The 18,714-nt window shown below is 69.3% G+C and carries 16 protein-coding genes; 13 read left to right on the top strand and 3 right to left on the bottom strand.

Features of this window, described 5'->3' with window-relative positions:
- Nucleotide 1: 1 nt before the first annotated feature.
- Entirely contained in the window at nucleotides 2-526 is a 525-nt protein-coding gene (locus tag ALMP_RS20875) for a hypothetical protein (protein WP_264930506.1), read from the bottom strand.
- 432 nt (nucleotides 527-958) lie between these two features.
- On the opposite strand from ALMP_RS20875, the gene ngcE reads away from it, so the two are divergent.
- From ngcE to ALMP_RS20830, 9 genes are all read left to right on the top strand, one after another.
- Entirely contained in the window at nucleotides 959-2,410 is a 1,452-nt protein-coding gene (gene ngcE, locus ALMP_RS20870; protein WP_264930504.1) for an N-acetylglucosamine/diacetylchitobiose ABC transporter substrate-binding protein, read from the top strand.
- A gap of 28 nt (nucleotides 2,411-2,438) precedes the next feature.
- Nucleotides 2,439-3,365 (top strand): carbohydrate ABC transporter permease, encoded by a 927-nt coding sequence (locus ALMP_RS20865; protein ID WP_264930502.1) that lies wholly within the window; start codon nucleotides 2,439-2,441, stop codon nucleotides 3,363-3,365.
- A gap of 2 nt (nucleotides 3,366-3,367) precedes the next feature.
- Nucleotides 3,368-4,297 (top strand): carbohydrate ABC transporter permease, encoded by a 930-nt coding sequence (locus ALMP_RS20860; protein WP_264930499.1) that lies wholly within the window; start codon nucleotides 3,368-3,370, stop codon nucleotides 4,295-4,297.
- A gap of 183 nt (nucleotides 4,298-4,480) precedes the next feature.
- Complete coding sequence (locus ALMP_RS20855) at nucleotides 4,481-5,680, top strand: ROK family transcriptional regulator (protein WP_264930497.1); 1,200 nt, start codon at nucleotides 4,481-4,483, stop codon at nucleotides 5,678-5,680.
- A gap of 123 nt (nucleotides 5,681-5,803) precedes the next feature.
- Nucleotides 5,804-6,895: a sugar ABC transporter substrate-binding protein gene (locus ALMP_RS20850; protein WP_375803512.1), complete on the top strand. Its 1,092-nt coding sequence runs from the start codon at nucleotides 5,804-5,806 to the stop codon at nucleotides 6,893-6,895.
- A gap of 265 nt (nucleotides 6,896-7,160) precedes the next feature.
- The gene (locus ALMP_RS20845) at nucleotides 7,161-7,952 is read left to right on the top strand and encodes an ATP-binding cassette domain-containing protein (RefSeq protein ID WP_264930494.1); all 792 of its coding nucleotides are present in this window, start codon (nucleotides 7,161-7,163) and stop codon (nucleotides 7,950-7,952) included.
- Nucleotides 7,949-9,319, top strand: coding sequence for a sugar ABC transporter permease (locus ALMP_RS20840; RefSeq protein ID WP_375803511.1), 1,371 nt, complete (start codon nucleotides 7,949-7,951; stop codon nucleotides 9,317-9,319). The genes ALMP_RS20845 and ALMP_RS20840 overlap by 4 nt, the downstream gene beginning before the upstream one ends.
- 232 nt (nucleotides 9,320-9,551) lie before the next feature.
- Nucleotides 9,552-11,480 (top strand): 1-deoxy-D-xylulose-5-phosphate synthase, encoded by a 1,929-nt coding sequence (dxs, locus tag ALMP_RS20835; RefSeq protein WP_264930491.1) that lies wholly within the window; start codon nucleotides 9,552-9,554, stop codon nucleotides 11,478-11,480.
- A gap of 54 nt (nucleotides 11,481-11,534) precedes the next feature.
- Nucleotides 11,535-12,405 (top strand): IS5 family transposase gene (locus ALMP_RS20830; RefSeq protein ID WP_264930489.1). Its coding sequence is split into 2 segments (ribosomal slippage): nucleotides 11,535-12,131 and nucleotides 12,133-12,405, totalling 870 coding nucleotides; the frame shifts between segments, so codons are not numbered across the junction.
- 315 nt (nucleotides 12,406-12,720) lie between these two features.
- Here ALMP_RS20830 and ALMP_RS20825 read toward each other — a convergent pair.
- A complete protein-coding gene (locus ALMP_RS20825) occupies nucleotides 12,721-13,827 on the bottom strand; it encodes an SGNH/GDSL hydrolase family protein (protein ID WP_264930487.1) in 1,107 nt (368 codons plus the stop codon).
- 678 nt (nucleotides 13,828-14,505) lie between these two features.
- On the opposite strand from ALMP_RS20825, the gene ALMP_RS20820 reads away from it, so the two are divergent.
- Nucleotides 14,506-16,029 carry an amino acid permease gene (locus tag ALMP_RS20820; RefSeq protein ID WP_264930485.1) on the top strand — a complete coding sequence of 508 codons (1,524 nt, stop codon included), beginning with the start codon at nucleotides 14,506-14,508 and terminating at the stop codon, nucleotides 16,027-16,029.
- A gap of 66 nt (nucleotides 16,030-16,095) precedes the next feature.
- On the opposite strand, the gene ALMP_RS20815 is transcribed toward ALMP_RS20820, so the two are convergent.
- Nucleotides 16,096-16,467, bottom strand: a complete 372-nt coding sequence (locus ALMP_RS20815) for an NTP pyrophosphohydrolase (RefSeq protein WP_264930483.1) — start codon at nucleotides 16,465-16,467, stop codon at nucleotides 16,096-16,098.
- Nucleotides 16,468-16,547: 80 nt separating this feature from the next.
- Between ALMP_RS20815 and ALMP_RS20810 the strand changes: the two genes are divergently transcribed.
- The 3 genes from ALMP_RS20810 to ALMP_RS20800 all read left to right on the top strand — a co-directional run bounded on the left by ALMP_RS20810 (nucleotide 16,548) and on the right by ALMP_RS20800 (nucleotide 18,664).
- Nucleotides 16,548-17,564: a hypothetical protein gene (locus ALMP_RS20810; protein ID WP_264930481.1), complete on the top strand. Its 1,017-nt coding sequence runs from the start codon at nucleotides 16,548-16,550 to the stop codon at nucleotides 17,562-17,564.
- 234 nt (nucleotides 17,565-17,798) lie between these two features.
- Nucleotides 17,799-18,497, top strand: coding sequence for a hyaluronoglucosaminidase (locus ALMP_RS20805; protein ID WP_264930479.1), 699 nt, complete (start codon nucleotides 17,799-17,801; stop codon nucleotides 18,495-18,497).
- An 11-nt stretch (nucleotides 18,498-18,508) separates the two neighbouring features.
- Complete coding sequence (locus ALMP_RS20800) at nucleotides 18,509-18,664, top strand: hypothetical protein (RefSeq protein ID WP_264930477.1); 156 nt, start codon at nucleotides 18,509-18,511, stop codon at nucleotides 18,662-18,664.
- The last annotated feature ends 50 nt before the right edge of the window (nucleotides 18,665-18,714 follow it).

The following is an 18,714-nucleotide window of genomic DNA, read 5'->3' as shown; positions in this document are numbered from 1 at the left end:
CCTAGGCGATAGCCGAACCGACGCCGCGGGCGGCGCCGATGAGGTCGGTGAGGGCGGCGTCGTCGTAGACGGAGATGTCCACGGTGGCGCCCTCGGGCAGTTCGAAGTCCTGGATCACGGAGTCGACGGTGGCGCTGGTGCCGGGCGCGCTGAAGGTGCCCAGGGCGTGGTGGGCGCCGTCGTGGCTGTAGCCCACCTTGACGTAGAAGGTGTCGCCGTCGTTGCTGGTGTCGTACACGGCGAGCTTCTCGTCGTTCGGGTGGAACTCCACCTTGCCGACGAACGCCCCCGCGTCGACCAGTTCCATCTTCACCGCGTAGCCGCCCGCGTCGGCGGCGAAGGTCGTGCCGCCGAACGGGTCGGTGAGGTTGCCGCCGCTGCACGGGCAGGCGTCCGTGTCGGCGTAGTAGGCCTGGAACGTCGGGTTGGGGCTGTACGCCTGCGCCGGTGCGGCCGTGGCGAACACCGCCCCCGCGCCCAGCGCCGCGCCCGCGAGCAGACCCGTGAACCGTCCGATGATGCCCATGTCGTTCTCCCCCTGGTGGTGACGGCCGCCCGACGCGTTCCCCCGGCGGCCCGATCATTGTGGAGGACGGGTGAAGCCCCGGTCAGCGGCCGACCGCCCTCGGTTACACGATCATGACAACAACTCGACCTCCCGCCAGGGCGACTCGGTCGTCGAACAGCCCGCACCCTCGACCGGGGGACAAGGTTGTCCCCTCTGTCGCGCCGGAAATCAGTAGGTGGCCAAGTGGCGGGTGATGTCAAGGAGGTTGATCGCGCCATTCCGCGCGCATGTCGTGCGCTTTTCCGACCGCGGGCCCGCGGTGATCTCATATTTCCGCCAGGTCTCAACTCGGAAAAGACCGACGGTGAACTCTGCGTTCGATCTTGCTCAGGCGGCCAGAAGTGGACTATACCTGTCGGCGATTCTCCTGGAGAAGGCGAGGACTTGACCATGGGATCAACCTCCGAGCACCACGACTCCGCAGGAGTCGACCGCCGTGATCTGATCAGACGCTCCGCCGCACTCGGCCTCATCTCCGTTCCCGCGATGGGTTTCCTGTCCGCCTGTGCCAGCAGTGGGGGCGGCGGTGGCCAGAACAAGGCCGAGGAGGGCGAGAAAACCGCGAAGAACCCTCTCGGCGTCAATGAGACCGCCCCGATGGAATTCGTCCTGTTCGACGGCGGTTTCGGCAAGGAGTACGCCGAGGACGCCGTGAGGATCTACGAGAAGAACTTCCCTCAGGCCAAGGTGGAGTTCTCGGCCACCCAGAAGGTCCAGTCCACGCTCCAGCCCCGCTTCAACCAGGGCACCCCGCCCGACCTCATCGACAACTCCGGCGCCGAACAGATGGACATGGGCGTCCTGTCCGGAAAGAACCAGCTCGCCGACCTCACCCCACTGCTCGACGCGCCCTCCTACGACGACCCGGCCAAGAAGGTCCGCGACACACTGCGCCCCGGCATCGTCGAGATGGGCCGGCTCGACGGCGACCCCGTCTGGATCATGTACTACGCCTACACGGTGTACGGCGTCTGGTACTCGCGGAAGGCCCTGGACGCGCTGGACGCCGCCTATCCCGAGACCTGGGACGAGATGCTCGCGGTCTGCGCGAAGGCCAGGAAGAAGGGCATCGCCGGCTGGACATACGCGGGCAAGTACCCCTATTACCTTCCCTTCTCGCTGTACCCGATGATCGGCAAGGTGGGTGGCCACGAGGTCCTCGACGCCATCGACAACCTGGAGCCGAACGCCTGGAAGCACCCGGCCGTGAAGACCTGCCTGGACGCCTACTACGAGCTGTACCGCAAGGGCTATGTCCTCAAAGGCACCCCGGGTCTGGACCACATCCAGTCGCAGACCGCGTGGGCGCGGGGCAAGGCCCTGTTCATCCCCAACGGCTCCTGGGTGGAGAATGAGTCGGCGAACGTCATCCCGGCCGGCTTCGACCTGGCCGTCTCGGCGCCCACCGGCATCGACTCCTCCGACAAGATGCCCTTCGGCACCCTCTGGGCCTCCGGCGGCGAGCCGTTCATCGTGCCGGCCAAGGCGAAGAACGCCGCCGGAGGAATGGAGCAGCTGCGCATCATGCTCAGTGAGGCGTCGTCGAAGAACTTCACCGCCAAGGTGAAGTCGCTGACCGCCTACAACGGCGGCACCGACGGTATCACCCTCACCCCGGGCCTCAAATCGGGTGTCGCCGCGCTGGAGAAAGCCGGCCGGAACGTGCTGAATCCACGACTCCAGGACTGGTACGTGCAGTTGCAGAAGGAGAAGATCGGGGTCTCCGGAATCGGCGAGATGATGGCCGGCCGGCTCACCCCGGCCGAGGCCGTCAAGAAGATCCAGGCATTCGCCGACGAGACCGCCAAGGACACCTCGATCAAGCACTACAAGCACCGGTAATCGGCGGACTCACGGCACCGGAGTGGCGATGCAGCACGGCAAATACCGGTTCATCGTGGGGTTCCTGGCGCTGCCGCTGGGACTGTACACGCTTTTCGTGGTGTGGCCTTTCGTCCAGTCCATCTACTACTCGTTCACGGACTGGACCGGCCTCAGCCCCGAATTCGAGATGGTCGGCCTGGACAATTACCGCAGGATGCTGGACGACGAGATCTTCTGGAAGTCCTTGCAGCACAGCTTGTCGTTCGCGCTCGTACTGCCGCTGGTGACGATCGCACTGGCGCTGTTCTTCGCGTTCATGATCAATGCCGGCGGACGCCGGAGGAAGGGCGGCCCGGTGATCACCGGTGTCCGGGGCTCCGCCTTCTACAAGATCGTGTATTTCTTCCCGCAGGTGCTGTCGATCGCCATCGTCGCGCTGCTGTTCGCCTTCGCTTACAACCCCGACAGCGGGGCCGTCAACTCCCTGCTGCGGGGCATCGGGCTGGACGGCGTCCAGCCGCTGTGGCTGGGCGACCCCGACCTCGCGCTGTGGTGCGTGATGGCGGTGCTCGTCTGGTCCACGGTCGGCTTCTTCGTGGTCCTGTTCACCGCCGGGATGGCCTCCGTCCCGGCGGAGCTGTACGAGGCCGCGCTGCTCGACGGCGCGGGCCGGGCCACCACCTTCTTCCGCGTCACCCTGCCGCTGCTGTGGGACACCGTGCAGTCCGGCTGGGTCTATCTGGGCATCCTCGCGCTCGGCGCCGAGTCGTTCGCGGTCGTCCAGATCATGACGACCGGCCCCGGCGGCCCCGACTACTCGACCACCGTCCTGGTCCTGTACGTGTACCAGAAGGCGTTCCGGGACGGTCAGGCCGCCTACGCCACCACCATCGGCGTCGCCCTGCTCGTCGTGACGCTGGCCTTCGCCGCCGTCGTCATGCGGCTCGGGCGGCGCGAGCGGCTGGAGTACTGAGCATGAAGACGACGCAGACCCCCGCGCCCGTGCCGGCCGAGCCGGGCGCCCCCGTCACCGAGGCCGGCCCACCCGCCGACGGGAAGCCGCGGCCGCCGAGGAGGACCGAGGGCGGTGTCCTCGACGTCTTCTCGCACGGCGTCCTCGTCCTGTGGGCGGTCATGGTGGTGCTGCCGCTGCTGTGGGCGGTGATGACCTCCTTCAAGGACGACCGCGCCATCTTCGGCTCGCCCTGGTCGCTGCCGGACCGGCTGCGCTTCGACAACTGGGCCCGGGCGTGGACCGAGGCCCACATGGGCGACTACTTCCTGAACACCGTGCTGGTGGTGGGAGGGTCCCTCGTCGGGACCCTGGTGCTCGGCTCGATGGCGGCGTACGTCCTCGCCCGGTTCGACTTCCCCGGCAACCGCTTCATCTACTACCTGTTCATCGGCGGCATGAGCTTCCCGATCATGCTGGCGCTGGTCCCGCTGTTCTACGTCGTGAACAACATGGGGCTGCTGAACACGATCCACGGCCTGATCCTCGTCTACATCGCGTACTCGCTGCCGTTCACGGTGTTCTTCCTGACGGCGTTCTTCCGCACGCTGCCCACCTCGGTGGCGGAGGCGGCCTTCGTCGACGGCGCCTCGCACAGCCGGACGTTCTTCCAGATCATGCTGCCCATGGCCAGGCCCGGCCTGATCAGCGTCGGCATCTTCAATTTCCTGGGCCAGTGGAACCAGTACATGCTGCCCACGGTCCTCAACACCGACCCCGACCGACGGGTCCTGACGCAGGGTCTGGTTCAGCTGGCCGTCAGCCAGGGCTACAAGGGCGACTGGTCGGGGCTGTTCGCCGGGCTGGTCATGGCCATGCTGCCGGTGCTGGCCGCGTACATCGTCCTCCAGCGGCAGGTGGTGCAGGGCCTGACCGCCGGGGCGCTGAAGTAGCGCAGCGCAGCCGTCCGAACGCGCGCCGTTCCCGCCTTCGGGAACGGCGCTCGCCACTGTGTGCAACCAGGTGGAAACCGTTCAACCTCTTGACGGGACGCGACCCGAGCGGCTCAGCTTAGAGTTCACTAGTTGGACATAGACGGGGCCTCGCTGTAGCGGTCCCGCGCGCAGGAGGTCGTCGTGGAGACTCCGGGGTCGCAGTCGTCACTGCACCGAGCCAACCTCGAGCGGGTCGTACGGGCCGTACGTCTGGCGGGGTCCCTCACGCAGGCGGAGATCGCCCGGACGACGGGTCTGTCGGCGGCGACCGTCTCCAACATCGTTCGCGAGCTGAAGGACGGCGGGACCGTCGAGGTCACCCCCACCTCGGCCGGCGGCCGGCGGGCCCGCAGCGTCTCCCTGAGCGGTGACGCGGGCATCGTCATCGGCGTCGATTTCGGCCACACCCATCTGCGGGTGGCGATCGGCAACCTCGCCCACCAGGTGCTGGCGGAGGAGTCCGAGCCGCTGGACGTGGACGCCTCCTCGACGCAGGGTTTCGACCGCGCGGAACAGCTGGTCAACCGCCTGCTGGAGGCCACCGGGGTGGACCGCGCGAAGATCGCCGGGGTGGGTCTCGGCGTCCCCGGCCCGATCGACGTGGAGTCCGGCACGCTCGGTTCGTCGGCCATCCTGCCCGGCTGGATCGGCACCAGACCCGCCGAGGAGCTGCGGGGGCGGCTCGGGGTGCCCGTCCACGTGGACAACGACGCCAACCTCGGCGCCCTCGGCGAGATGGTCTGGGGCAGCGGCCGAGGCGTACGTGATCTTGCTTACATCAAGGTCGCGAGCGGTGTCGGGGCCGGCCTGGTGATCGATGGGAAGATCTACCGAGGACCCGGTGGCACGGCAGGAGAAATCGGACATATTACACTTGATGAATCCGGCCCCGTCTGCCGTTGCGGAAACCGGGGCTGCCTGGAGACCTTCGCGGCCGCGCGCTATGTGCTGCCGCTCCTCCAGTCCAGCCACGGAACGGACCTGACCCTGGAAGGTGTCGTACGGCTGGCGCGGGACGGGGACCCGGGCTGTCGTCGGGTGATCGCCGACGTCGGCCGCCATGTCGGCAGTGGAGTCGCCAATCTATGCAACCTGCTGAACCCGAGCCGGGTGGTCCTCGGCGGTGATCTCGCCGAGGCCGGTGAGCTGGTGCTCGGCCCCATCAGAGAGTCCGTCGGCCGCTATGCGATCCCCAGTGCGGCGCGGCAGCTGTCCGTTCTCCCGGGGGCACTCGGGGGCCGTGCGGAGGTGCTCGGAGCGCTCGCTCTCGCACTCAGCGAGATGGGCGATTCGACACTTTTGGACGGCACCCTCTCGGCCACCGCGCCTGCCTTCACTTAGAGAACGAATGACGCCGTTGCCATCTCGTTAAGTATTTACTTCTTGACGTCGCACGTGTGGCCGAGTTGACTTCCAGCCACCTCGGCCGCAGCGTTGCGGCCCTGTCAGGGAGGCACACCCCAAATGAACGCAACGATGCGTAGAGTCGTGATCGGCGCCACCGCCGTTTCCATGGCCCTGTCGATTGCCGCGTGCGGCAAGGCGGGCGACGACGACTCCGGCAGCAGCGGCTCCGACAGCAAGTCGATCGGCCTGCTGCTCCCCGACAGCGTGACGGCGCGCTACGAGAAGTTCGACAAGCCGTTCTTCGAGGCCAAGGTGAAGGAGCTCTGCTCCGACTGCGACGTCCAGTACGCGAACGCCGCCGCCGACCCGGCCAAGCAGGCCCAGCAGATGAGCAGCATGGTGACCAAGGGTGTGAAGGTCATCGTCGTCTCCGCCCAGGACTCCGCCGCGATCAAGTCCTCCATCCAGTCCGCGGTGAACAAGGGCGTCAAGGTCGTCGCGTACGACCGCCTCGCCCAGGGCCCGGTCTCGGCCTACGTCTCCTTCGACAACGTCAAGGTCGGCGAGCTCCAGGGCCAGGCCCTGCTCGCGGCCCTCGGCGCCAAGGCGACCCCCGCGTCGAAGATCGTCATGATCAACGGTGACGACGCCGACCCGAACGCCGCCCAGTTCAAGGAAGGCGCGCACAAGGCCCTCGACGGCAAGGTGACCATCGCCTACGAGCAGTCCGGCCTGTGGAAGGACACCGTCGCCGCCCAGAAGATGTCCGCGGCGATCACCCAGCTCGGCGCGAAGAACATCGCGGGCGTCTACTCCGCCAACGACGGCATGGCCGGTGGTATCGCCAACACCCTCAAGGGCGCGAAGATCACGGGCATCCCGCTGACCGGTCAGGACGCGGAGCTCGCGGCCATCCAGCGCATCGTCGCCGGCACCCAGTCCTCCACCGTCTACAAGGCCTTCAAGCCGGAGGCGGACGCCGCCGCCCAGCTCGCGGTGAACCTGCTGGAGGGCAAGGACATCAAGTCCCTCGCCACCCAGACCCTGACCAGCGGCTCCGGCGACAAGGTGCCCTCCCAGCTGCTGACCCCGGTGTCGGTCACCAAGGCCAACATCAAGGACACGGTCGTCAAGGACGGGCTGTACACGGTCCAGGAGATCTGCTCCGCCGAGTACGCCGCCGCCTGCAAGGCCGCCGGTCTGCAGTAGTCGCGCGCACCCCGCGCACCCGGCTCGAGTCCCGCACGGGACTCGAGCCCCGACCGCCGAGCGGTCCCGCGAGACCCCGCCGGCGCCTGCCCCACCTTCATACCCCGCTGCGGGGCGGGCGTCGGACGGAACCGTCGCCGAGCGCGACGCACTCGTCCATGTTCATCTTGTAAACCTCGTGCCTCGTCGCCCACCGGCGCCGAGCGCACACCCCTCCGCGCCTGTCCCACAGCGCGGCATCCCCGCCGGTCAGGCGGCGAAGGAGATGGTTCACGTGTCCGCTACGCCCGTGCTGGCGTTGCGCGGAGTCTCCAAGCGATTCGGTGCGGTGCAGGCACTCACCGACGTCGATCTGGAGGTTCACGCCGGAGAAGTCGTCGCCCTGGTGGGCGACAACGGCGCAGGTAAGTCGACCCTCGTCAAGACGATCGCCGGTGTCCACCCCATCGACGAGGGCGTCATCGAGTGGCAGGGCAAGCCGGTCAGCATCACCAAGCCGCACGACGCCCAGGGACTCGGCGTCGCGACGGTCTACCAGGACCTCGCCCTGTGCGACAACCTCGACGTGGTCGGCAACCTCTACCTCGGACGTGAGCTGCTGCACCGCGGCGTCATCGACGAGGTGACGATGGAGAAGAACGCCCGCGAGCTGCTGTCCACGCTCTCCATCCGGATCCCGAGCGTGCGCATCCCGATCGCGAGTCTCTCCGGCGGTCAGCGCCAGGTCGTCGCCATCGCCCGCGCCCTGATCGGCGACCCCAAGGTCGTCATCCTCGACGAGCCCACCGCCGCCCTCGGCGTCGAGCAGACCGCGCAGGTCCTCGACCTGGTCGAGCGGCTGCGCGAGCGCGACCTCGGCGTCATCCTCATCAGCCACAACATGGCCGACGTCAAGGCGGTCGCGGACACCGTGGCCGTGCTGCGCCTGGGCAAGAACAACGGCTCCTTCCCCGTGAAGGACCCCAGCCACGAAGAGATCATCGCCGCGATCACGGGTGCCACGGACAACGCCGTCACCCGTCGTGCGGGGCGTCGCACCGCGGAGGCGGCAAAGTGAGCGACACGTCCAAGACCGTGAAGAGCGACAACTCCAAGAACGAGGCCACGAAGGTCAAGAAGGCCGGCAAGACCGAGGGCGTGGTGGAGGAGCAGACCACCGTCGCCCCCGCCGACGACCCCACGGCCGCTCCGGTCCCCGTCGTCGACCCGCGCCTGCTGGTACGCGAAGAGGGCCTGAAGGGCTACGTCACCGAGTTCAAGCGCAAGGTCAAGGGCGGCGAGCTGGGCTCGCTGCCGGTGGTCATCGGCCTGATCGTCATCTGGACGATCTTCCAGCTGCAGAACGACCGCTTCCTCAGCGCCGACAACCTCTCGAACATCAGCTACTTCCTGTCGGCCACCGGCATGCTCGCCATCGGCCTGGTCTTCGTGCTGCTGCTCGGTGAGATCGACCTGTCGGTCGGTTCCGTCAGCGGCCTGGCGTCCACCCTGTTCGCCGTGTTCGTGGTGGACCACACCATGAACGCCTGGCTGTCGCTGCTGCTGACCATCCTCACCGGTATCGCCATCGGCGCCCTGCACGGCTGGTTCTTCGCCAAGATCGGCGTGCCCGCGTTCGTGGTGACCCTGGCCGGCTTCCTCGGCTGGAACGGTCTGATGCTGTGGCTGCTGGGCTCCAGCGGCACCATCAACATCCCGTCGGACTCCGGCCCCGTGCACCTGCTCGGCCAGAGCTCCTTCTTCATGGACCAGGCCATCATCGGCGCCTACCTGCTGGCCGGGCTGGGCGTCGCGCTCACCCTCGTCGGCAACTTCGGTGAGCAGCGCCGCCGCAAGGCCGCGGGTGTGCCGTTCCGGCCGACCAGCGAGATCCTGCTGCGCGTGGGCGCGCTCGCCGTCGCGTCCTTCGCCGCCGCCGCGGTGCTGAACAACTCCGCCGGCGTCTCCAACGCGCTGGTGATCTTCCTGGCGGCGCTGGTCGTCGTGGACTTCGTGCTCCGCCGCACCACCTTCGGCCGCCAGGTCTTCGCGGTCGGCGGCGGCATCGAGGCGGCGCGGCGCGCCGGTATCAACGTGCCGATGATCCGCATCACCGTGTTCGCCATCGCGGGCGGCTTCGCGGCGGTCGGCGGTATGTTCTTCGCCGGTCAGACCGCGAGCGCGACGCTCAGCGCCGGCGGCGGCAACACCCTGATGCTGGCCATCGCGGCGGCCGTCATCGGCGGCACCAGCCTCTTCGGCGGCCGCGGCACGGTGTGGTCCGCGCTGCTGGGCATGCTGGTCATCCAGTCCATCCAGACGGGCCTGGACCTGCTGAACATGAACACCTCGATCCAGTACATGATCACCGGTGGCGTTCTGCTCGGCGCCGTGGTCATCGACTCGATCTCCCGCAGGAGCCAGAAGGCCGCGGGCCGCGGCTAGGCCCTTTCGTTTGGATCAGGCCGGCCGAAAGGCAGGGCCTGGCGGCTCCGGCCACCCCACTGTGCCCGGCACTTTCCCGTGCCGGGCACAGGCGTGTCATGGAGAAGGCCGTTCCGGGGTACGGCCGACGCGTGACCCATGACGCATGGGCCGGGCTCCGCCGGTCGGGGCGGAACATTAGACTCGACGAGCCCGGCAACAGCTCGATCAGCTCTACTGCAAGGAGGCACGGGTGCCGCTGCTGACCCGCATCAGGGGACCGCGCGATCTGGACCGGCTCAGCCTGGAGGAGCTGGACCAGCTGGCACAGGAGATCCGGACCTTCCTCGTGGACGCGGTCTCCAAGACCGGCGGCCACCTCGGACCCAACCTCGGCGTGGTCGAGCTCACCATCGCCCTGCACCGGGTGTTCGAGTCCCCCAGGGACAAGGTGCTCTGGGACACCGGCCATCAGTCCTACGTGCACAAGCTGCTCACCGGCCGGCAGGACTTCTCGAAGCTGAAGATGAAGGGCGGCCTGTCCGGCTACCCCTCGCAGGCCGAGTCCGAGCACGATGTCATCGAGAACAGCCACGCCTCCACGGTGCTCGGCTGGGCCGACGGCATCGCCAAGGCCAACCAGCTCCTGCGACGCGACAGCCACGTCGTCGCGGTCATCGGCGACGGCGCGCTGACCGGCGGCATGGCCTGGGAGGCGCTCAACAACATCGCCGAGGCCAAGGACCGCCCGCTGGTCATCGTCGTCAACGACAACGAGCGTTCCTACGCCCCGACCATCGGCGGCCTCGCCAACCACCTGGCGACGCTGCGCACGACCGACGGCTACGAGCGCTTCCTCGCCCGCACCAAGGAGATCCTCGACCGCACGCCGGTCGTCGGCAAGCCGCTCTTCGACACCCTGCACGGCGCGAAGAAGGGCCTGAAGGACTTCATCGCCCCGCAGGGCATGTTCGAGGACCTCGGCCTGAAGTACGTCGGCCCCATCGACGGGCACGACATCGAGGCGCTGGAGTCGGCGCTGGCCCGCGCCAAGCGCTTCGGCGGCCCGGTGATCGTGCACTGCCTCACCGAGAAGGGCCGCGGCTACCAGCCCGCCCTCCAGGACGAGGCCGACCGCTTCCACGCGGTGGGCAAGATCCATCCCGACACGGGCCTGCCGATCGCCACGAGTGGCGCGGACTGGACCTCCGTCTTCGGCGACGAGATGGTCAAGCTCGGCGAGGAGCGCGAGGACGTCGTCGCGATCACCGCCGCCATGCTCCAGCCGGTGGGCCTCGACCGGTTCGCCAAGCGGTTCCCGGAGCGCGTCTACGACGTCGGCATCGCCGAGCAGCACGGCGCGGTCTCCGCGGCGGGCCTCGCCCACGCGGGCGTGCACCCCGTCTTCGCCGTCTACGCCACCTTCCTCAACCGGGCCTTCGACCAGGTCCTCATGGACGTCGCCCTGCACAAGTGCGGCGTGACCTTCGTGCTGGACCGGGCCGGCATCACCGGCACCGACGGCGCCTCCCACAACGGCATGTGGGACATGTCGATCCTCCAGGTCGTGCCCGGCCTCAGGCTCGCCGCGCCGCGCGACGCCGACCAGGTCCGCGCGCAGCTGCGGGAGGCCGTCGAGGTGGACGACGCGCCGACCGTGGTCCGCTTCTCCAAGGGCGCCGTCGGCCCCGCCGTACCCGCCGTGGGACGCGTCGGCGGCATGGACGTGCTGCGCGAGCCGGGCACCGACACCCCCGACGTGCTGCTCGTCTCCGTGGGCGCCCTGGCGCCGATGTGCCTGGAGATCGCCGGCCTGCTCGACCGGCAGGGCATCACCACGACCGTCGTCGACCCCCGCTGGGTCAAGCCCGTCGACGAGGCCATGGCCCCGCTCGCCGAGCGGCACCGCGTGGTCGTCACCGTCGAGGACAACTCCCGTGTCGGCGGCGTCGGTTCGGCGATCGCGCAGGCCCTGCGCGACGCCGGCGTCGATGTCCCGCTGCGCGACTTCGGCATCCCGCCGCGCTTCCTCGACCACGCCTCCCGGGCCGAGGTCATGGCCGAGATCGGCCTGACCGCCCCCGACATCGCCCGCCAGGTCACCGGCCTGGTCTCCCGGCTCGACGGCCGGTACACCGGCACTCCGACCGAGGTCGACTCGGTGCAGCCCGCCCGCGACTAGGCCGTGTTTTAGAAGTGGCTCCAGTGTCTCGCCTCGTACCGTGATGATCTCGGTGTGGGGCGAGGGGATCTTTCTGATGACCAGTGGGCAGTGTTGTGCCCGTTGCTGCCGGTCGCGGTGTTGGGCAGGCCGTCGGTGTGCCAGCGGAAGCTGATCAATGGGATCCGCTGGCGGGTTCGGACCGGGGCCCCGTGGCGGGATCTGCCGGCGGAGTACGGTCCGTGGCAGACGGTCTACGGGCTCTTCCGCCGCTGGCAACGCAATGGGGTCTGGTCGTCGGTACTGACCAGACTGCAAGCGCGGGCGGACGCAGTCGGGCTGATCACCTGGGAGGTGAACGTCGACTCCACGATCTGCCGGGCACATCAGCACGCGGCCGGTGCCCGGCGGGACGGCCAAGCACAGAAAGAACCGCCGGGCGGCCACCAGAGCGAACCTGGCGATCACGGCTTGGGCAGGTCCCGCGGCGGCTGGACCACGAAGATTCACCTGGCCTGTGAGCAAGGCCAGCGGCCGTTGTCGCTGCTGGTCACAGCAGGGCAGCGGGGTGACAGCCCGCAGTTCACAGCCGTGCTGGAAGCCATCCGGGTTCCTCGTCTCGGACTGGGGCGGCCCCGGGTTCGTCCGCTGCGGGTGCGAGGAGATAAAGCGCTATTCATCGCGCGCGAACCGTGCCTGTCTGCGGCAGCGCGGGATCCGCTGCACGATTCCGGAACCTGCCGATCAGGCAGGCCACCGTGAACGCCGGGGAGCGGCCGGTGGGCGTCCTCCGGCCTTCGACCGCGAGGACTACAAGGCCCGGCACGCGGTCGAGTGCGGCATCAACCGGCTCAAGCGGAACCGGGCCGTGGCCACGCGGTTCGACAAGCTCGCGGTCCGCTTCAAAGCGACCGTCCTCATCGCCGCGATCAACGAGTGGCTGTGACCTGTCGAACGTCTCGATCCCGCACGTCATTCTGGCCGGGATCAGGTCAGCGGATCGAGGGGAGACAGCGGCGATGAGCGCCGCGTAAGGCGACGCCCAGTTCGGCTACGAGATCAGCTCCTCACTCGGCGGCCAGACCCGACAGTGGGGCCGGGGACCGCTGCCGCGGTGAGCCTGTCCCACAGCGGACCCCCGTAGCCTTCGCTAGTGCTGCTGCTCTCGACTCAGGTGATCAAGTCGGCCAGCGGCAGGGCACACAGGGGGTTCCGGCGGCGGGCAGCAGTCCCTGGCCCGGTTCACGGGTGGCCACGTCCCTTACCATCCCGTCGGCAGGCTCCTGAGGAACGGGGCAAGCCGGCCGGCGATCACCCGGTCGTCGTGAGCCGAGGTGTGCCCGTCACATCCGAGGAAGTCCAGGCCCGACTGTTCGAGGAACCAGTAGTGGACCTGGCTGTCGCCGGCGTCGTTGCGCGCCTCGACCACCTGCCGCACATGCTCGGCGTTTCTGTCGAAGCCGACGGCTACGAGGGTGGTGCCGGCACCGTAGCGAGTCCGCAGTTTCCGGAGGAACTCGCCGTAGGCGGTGCGGTAGGCGGCCGCGAGGCTGTCGGGCGTCCACGGTTCACCGGGGGTGAGGTCGGAGAAGTCGTTGGAGCCGAGGTTGACCACCACGATCTGGGGGCGCCACGTTCCCGGGTTCTGCCAGACGTCGCCGTCCACGTTCAGCAGGGCGCGGTCGTAGTAGGTCCGGTACGTGACGTCCGGGGAGATGCCGGCGACGTTGCGCACCATGCCGAGGCCGGAGAAGCCGTTGATCTGGTAATCGGCGTCCAGCTGCTGGGCGGTGAGGGCGCCGTGGCTCACGTCGGTGTTGGTGTTCCGCTTGAGCTGCTCCGGATTGCAGTCGCGGGTGCCCGAGACATTGCCGTAGCCCACCGTGATGGAGTCCCCGATGAACTCTATCTGGCGGTCCCGGGGCGCCGGCTTGCTCAGTACGGCGCCCCCGGGCGCGGCGACGAAGCCTCCGAAAGTGCTGGTGTCCCCCGGGGTGTCGTTGCGTTTGACGACCCGGACCGTGTGCTCGCTGTCCCGCAGGCCGTTGATCCAGTGCGTGGTGTCGCCGGGTGTGACCAGAGTGGCGACGGTGGCCCCGTCGACCTGGACGTCGTAGTCGGCGGCCGCGCAGTCGAGTACCACCCCGATCCCGGTCCCGCGGAAGCGGCCCTCGAAGTACACCCCGGGCCAGCTGAACTGCACCGTCTTCCCCAGATTTTTGACCCGCCCTGCGGTGTGCACCTGCTCCGAGACGCTCTTCGCGCGGACCGGTTGCCTCAGCTCATACCGCGGGCCCGCGTCCACCGCGGCAGGCGCCGCCGGGCGCCTCCCGCGCCCTGGCTTCGGGTTCCCTCCTCTGAAAGTCATCTGTGTGCCATCTCTCCGTCCCTGTGGCGCATCGGTGGGTCACGGCTGAACGTCGGACATTCCACCCCTGAATGTCAACCGATTTGAAGGGAAGAAATAGATCAACAGGCTCCCGATTTGCGCGACTTGTAAGGCGGACCTTGGCCAGCGCGCGCCAGTTCTTCAGGTGCGCAAAACCCGTGCTCGACCAGGGCCTGGACGGCGGCCCAGGGCCTGGGTGTATTCACCCGCAGCGTCGCGACGCCCGGCATGCCGAGAGCACGCGCCGAACGCCGCTCCCTCTTCCACGGGGACTTCTAAAACACGGCCTAGGCCCTGTCGTTTGGATCGTCCCGGCGTCGCGGGACCTGGCACGCACATCTGCGGCGTTGTCGTCATTCGCCGACTCCCCCACGCTCGGCTTCGCTCGCGCGGGAGGGGCCCCCATCGCGTCGACTCCCTCCTCCGCCTTGCATCTGCACGCACCAGGCCCCGCTCGGGTCGGCTGACAGGCACCGCGCCTCACAGCCGGCCTGATCCAAACGACAGGGCCTAGCCGAACCCGCCCGAATGGGCCGGTCGTGCCACTGTGAAGGGTGGTGCGGTCGGCCCATTTGCGTGAACGCGCCCGCGCCGGGGCATACGCACTACGCCCCCTCTCGATCATGTCGAGGACGACACAGCGTGGGAGGTAACCCCGTGAGCAGCACCCTCTTCCGGACGAAGAAGGTAGAACAGTCCATCCTCGACACCGAGGAGCCAGAGCACGCGCTCAAGAAATCCTTGTCCGCGCTGGATCTGACCGTCTTCGGCGTCGGTGTCATCATCGGCACCGGCATCTTCGTCCTCACCGGCACGGTGGCGAAGAACAACGCCGGTCCCGCCGTGGCCCTCGCCTTCGTCGCGGCCGGTGTCGCCTGCGCGCTCGCCGCGCTCTGCTACGCCGAGTTCGCCTCCACCGTCCCGGTGGCGGGCTCCGCCTACACCTTCTCCTACGCCTCCCTGGGGGAGTTCCCCGCCTGGATCATCGGCTGGGACCTCGTCCTGGAGTTCGCGCTCGGCACGGCGGTGGTGGCCGTCGGCTGGTCCGGCTACGTCGCCTCGCTGATGGACAACGCGGGGTGGCAGCTGCCGGAGGCGCTCAGCGGGCGCGAGGGCGCCGACGGGTTCGGCTTCGACATCCTCGCCGCCGCCCTCGTCCTGGTGCTCACCGGCATCCTCGTCCTCGGCACCAAGCTGTCCGCCCGGGTCACCTCCATCGTGGTCGCCATCAAGGTGACCGTCGTCCTCACCGTGATCATCGCGGGCGCCTTCTTCGTCAAGGGCGACAACTACGACCCGTTCATCCCGAAGGCGCAGAAGGTGGAGGCGGGCGAGAGTCTCGACTCCCCCCTCATCCAGCTGATCTTCGGCTGGGCGCCGTCCAACTTCGGCGTCATGGGCATCTTCACCGCCGCCTCGGTCGTCTTCTTCGCCTTCATCGGCTTCGACGTGGTGGCCACGGCCGCGGAGGAGACCAGGAACCCGCAGCGCGACATGCCCCGCGGCATCCTCGGCTCCCTCCTCATCTGCACCACCCTCTACGTCCTGGTGTCCATCGTCGTCACCGGCATGCAGCACTACAGCCGGCTGTCCGTGGACGCCCCGCTCGCCGACGCCTTCAAGGCCACCGGGCACCCCTGGTACGCGGGCTTCATCAGCTTCGGCGCCGCCGTCGGCCTGACGACGGTCTGCATGATCCTGCTCCTCGGCCAGACCCGCGTCTTCTTCGCGATGAGCCGCGACGGGCTGCTGCCGCGCTTCTTCTCCCAGGTCCACCCCCGGTTCAAGACCCCGCACCGGCCGACGATCCTGCTCGGTGTGGTCATCGCGATCCTGGCCGGCTTCACCAGCCTCAGCGAACTCGCCGAACTGGTGAACATCGGCACGCTCTTCGCGTTCGTGGTCGTCGCGATCGGCGTGATCATCCTGCGCCGGACCCGCCCCGACCTGCACCGGGCCTTCCGCACCCCGTGGGTCCCGGTCATCCCGATCCTGTCCGTGCTCGCCTCCCTGTGGCTGATGATCAATCTGCCCGCCGAGACCTGGGTGCGGTTCGGCATCTGGATGGCGGCCGGCTTCGTCGTGTACTTCATCTACGGCCGCTCCCACAGCCGGCTGGGACGCGGTGAGGAGACCACCGTCGACGAGGTGGCGGGGCCCGGCCCCGCCGAGGGCCGCTGACGCCGACGCCCCGCACCGGCCCCGTGCCTCCCGCTCCGGCGGAACGCGCGGGGCCGGCGCGCGTGTTCAGCCCCGTACCGTGCGCGGCCCCGTGACCCGCGCGCCCAGTTCCGCGACCCGGCGGCGCAGCTCCCGGTCGGCGGTGACGACCAGGCGGGGACGGTCTCCCGCGCGGGCGACCAGGTCGACGATGTGGTCGTCGCCGCTGCCGGGAGCCGACTCCACCCGCACACCCGGCACCGGCCGAACCCCGCGCGCGGCGCCCTCGACGACGAGGACGATCTCCTCGGGTCCGGTGTGCCCCGGCAGCCCGTCGGCGGCCAGCCGGTCGCGCAGCCGCTCCGCGGCGCCCCGCCGGTCCCGCCACCACCCGTCGGGCACCGACCCGACGACGTTCGCGGCGTCGACGATCACGAGCAGGGGGGTGTTGTCGTCCATGGGGCCCAGGGTCGCACGCCCGTCGCCACGGACCCGCCCCACGCGACATGACCGGGCAGCCGCCGACATACAGTGAGCGGGTGAACGGCGAATGGCTCATACGCGGCCGCGACGGGCGGCTCAGTGTCTACCTGACGTCGGACGACGGCGCCCTGTGCCGGGCGGAGCGGATCCCGGGCGGCGCCTGGGATCCGCCTCGCGAGGTGGGCGGCGACGACAAGGTGCATCCCGGCGTGGCCGTCGGCCACGGCGCCGACGGGTACGCCCACCTGGCGTCCTGGCGGTCCACCGGGTCGGGGGAGTCGGTCCTGGTGCACTCCACCCACTACCGGCCCCTGCTCGCGGCCCTGGACTGGTCTCCCATCGGCCACCCCAACAAGAAGGGCGAGCGTACCGGCACGCCCGCCGTGGCGGTGGACGCCCAGGGCCGGGCGCATGTCTTCGTCCGCAACGTCGGCACCGGAATCAGCATGGTCGCGCAGAAGGAGCGGGGCGGTTGGGACCCGTGGCGCGACCTCAAGGGGCAGGGCGTGCAGGGGGCGCCGGTGGCGGTCACGGCGGAGTCCGGGTGCGTCGAGGCGTACGCGGCCGTCTCCGGCGCGATCCTGTACTACCGGCAGGCGAAGCCCGGCACGATCCCGGTGTGGGAGGAGACGCTGGAGGTACCGGTCCGCCCCCGCACGCTGCGGGCCCTGGCCACCTCCGCCGACCGCACCACCCTCTTCTTCACCGACGAGTCCGGTGACGTGTGCGCGTGGCGCCCCGGCAGCAAGCCGGTCCCGGTGCTCGCCGCCGCGGGTCCCGGCCCGGTCGCGGCCGTGCGCTGCGAACTCGACGGCCACGACTGCACGTTGCTCGCCCAGCGCTCGGCGAGCGGCCGGGTCGCCTTCGCCGCCTACCCCACCGAGGAGGAAGCGGCCGGCGCCTGGTGGACGGAGTCCGGCCCGGGCCTGCCACCGGACGCCGAGGTGGCCCTCGCCAAGGACCACGAGAACCGGGTGGCCGCCGCGACCCTCTCCCCGTCGTCCGGCCGCCTGCTGGTCACCCGCCGCAAGGACGAGCCGGGACTCGCGCTGAAGGCGTGGCAGGAAGTGTGAGACGGAGCGGCCGGGGTGTGCTCGTGCCGGGCGCTGGGCGGGGGCGCGATCGGGCTCTGCTCGTGCCGTGCGCGGGCGACGGTGACCGGCGTGGCGCCCCGGTCCCCGGGCCCTCCTCAGCGGCCGGAACGGCGTTGTGCTCGTCTCGTGCGGGGTGATCACATGATCCCCACAGCGCTTTCGACGGAACGCACCGGCGACAGCGGATCGACGACACGGAATGTGAGTACACCCATGGCAGTGGGACGAAGAGTGTTCCTCGGCGCCTTCACCGCCGGCGCGGTCACCGTCGCGGCCGGCACGGAGGCGGCCGCCGACGGCGAGTACACCGACTACGCCGCGCCCGCCAACTTCTGGAGCTCGTCGACGACGGCGTACACGGTCACCATCAACTGCGCCGCCACCTCCGGACCGGCCTCGGCGCTCAACGTGACCTCGAAGAACCCGGCCACCTCGGCCATGAACCTGGCCGGCGCGGAGACCGCGCGCGGCACCCTGAAGATCACCCACAACGGCTACCTCGACGGTTCGGACGCCGACGGGTCCGCCCTGTCGATCGACCTGAAGACCACCGGCACCGTCGATCAGGGCGGCACCGCCGCCCAGGGCATCTTCGTGACCGCCACCACCGGCCCGACCAAGGGCGCGCTGCTCGTCCTGCGCAACAACAAGGGCCTGGACGACTTCGTCGTCAAGGGCAACGGCCTGACCGGCATAGGCGTCGGCCGTGGCAACGCTCCCGAGTCCCAACTCCACGTGGTCCAGGGCGCCAACGCCCACTCGGCCATCCTCGCCGAGGGCGCGGTGCGGCTCGCGGACGTCGACACGGAGCCGAACAACGCGCCCGCCACGGCCGGTGGCGGCTCCCTCTACGCCCAGGGCGGCAAGCTGTACTGGAAGGGCATCAACAGCACACCCGTCCGGCTGGCGTGAGGCGCACCCCCATGGAACTGACCCCCGAACAGCTCGTCGCCGAGTTCCAGGACGCCGTCCTGGAGCTGTACTTCGCGCGCAAGCGCATGGTGGCCCTGGAGGCGGAGAACGCCGAACTGAGGGCGCGGCTCGCCGCGGCCGAACGACAGGACGACGCGAGCGCGTGAGAAGAGGGCCTCCGCCATGACGGCGGAGGCCCTCTTCACCTGCCCCGCGG

This window comes from Streptomyces sp. A012304 (genome assembly GCF_026008495.1).
In the GTDB taxonomy this organism is placed as follows: domain Bacteria; phylum Actinomycetota; class Actinomycetes; order Streptomycetales; family Streptomycetaceae; genus Streptomyces.
The sequence above is the reverse complement of the archived record's forward strand: the minus strand, read 5'-3'. Positions and strand labels throughout refer to the sequence as shown.

Excerpts from the sequence above, each read along its gene's own strand:
- ALMP_RS20875 (WP_264930506.1), bottom strand. The coding sequence starts at position 526 with ATGGGCATCATCGGACGGTTCACGGGTCTGCTCGCGGGCGCGGCGCTG.
- ngcE (WP_264930504.1), top strand. The coding sequence starts at position 959 with ATGGGATCAACCTCCGAGCACCACGACTCCGCAGGAGTCGACCGCCGT.
- ALMP_RS20865 (WP_264930502.1), top strand. The coding sequence starts at position 2,439 with ATGCAGCACGGCAAATACCGGTTCATCGTGGGGTTCCTGGCGCTGCCG.
- ALMP_RS20860 (WP_264930499.1), top strand. The coding sequence starts at position 3,368 with ATGAAGACGACGCAGACCCCCGCGCCCGTGCCGGCCGAGCCGGGCGCC.
- ALMP_RS20850 (WP_375803512.1), top strand. The coding sequence starts at position 5,804 with ATGAACGCAACGATGCGTAGAGTCGTGATCGGCGCCACCGCCGTTTCC.
- ALMP_RS20845 (WP_264930494.1), top strand. The coding sequence starts at position 7,161 with ATGGTTCACGTGTCCGCTACGCCCGTGCTGGCGTTGCGCGGAGTCTCC.
- ALMP_RS20825 (WP_264930487.1), bottom strand. The coding sequence starts at position 13,827 with ATGACTTTCAGAGGAGGGAACCCGAAGCCAGGGCGCGGGAGGCGCCCG.
- ALMP_RS20815 (WP_264930483.1), bottom strand. The coding sequence starts at position 16,467 with ATGGACGACAACACCCCCCTGCTCGTGATCGTCGACGCCGCGAACGTC.
- ALMP_RS20805 (WP_264930479.1), top strand. The coding sequence starts at position 17,799 with ATGGCAGTGGGACGAAGAGTGTTCCTCGGCGCCTTCACCGCCGGCGCG.
- ALMP_RS20800 (WP_264930477.1), top strand. The coding sequence starts at position 18,509 with ATGGAACTGACCCCCGAACAGCTCGTCGCCGAGTTCCAGGACGCCGTC.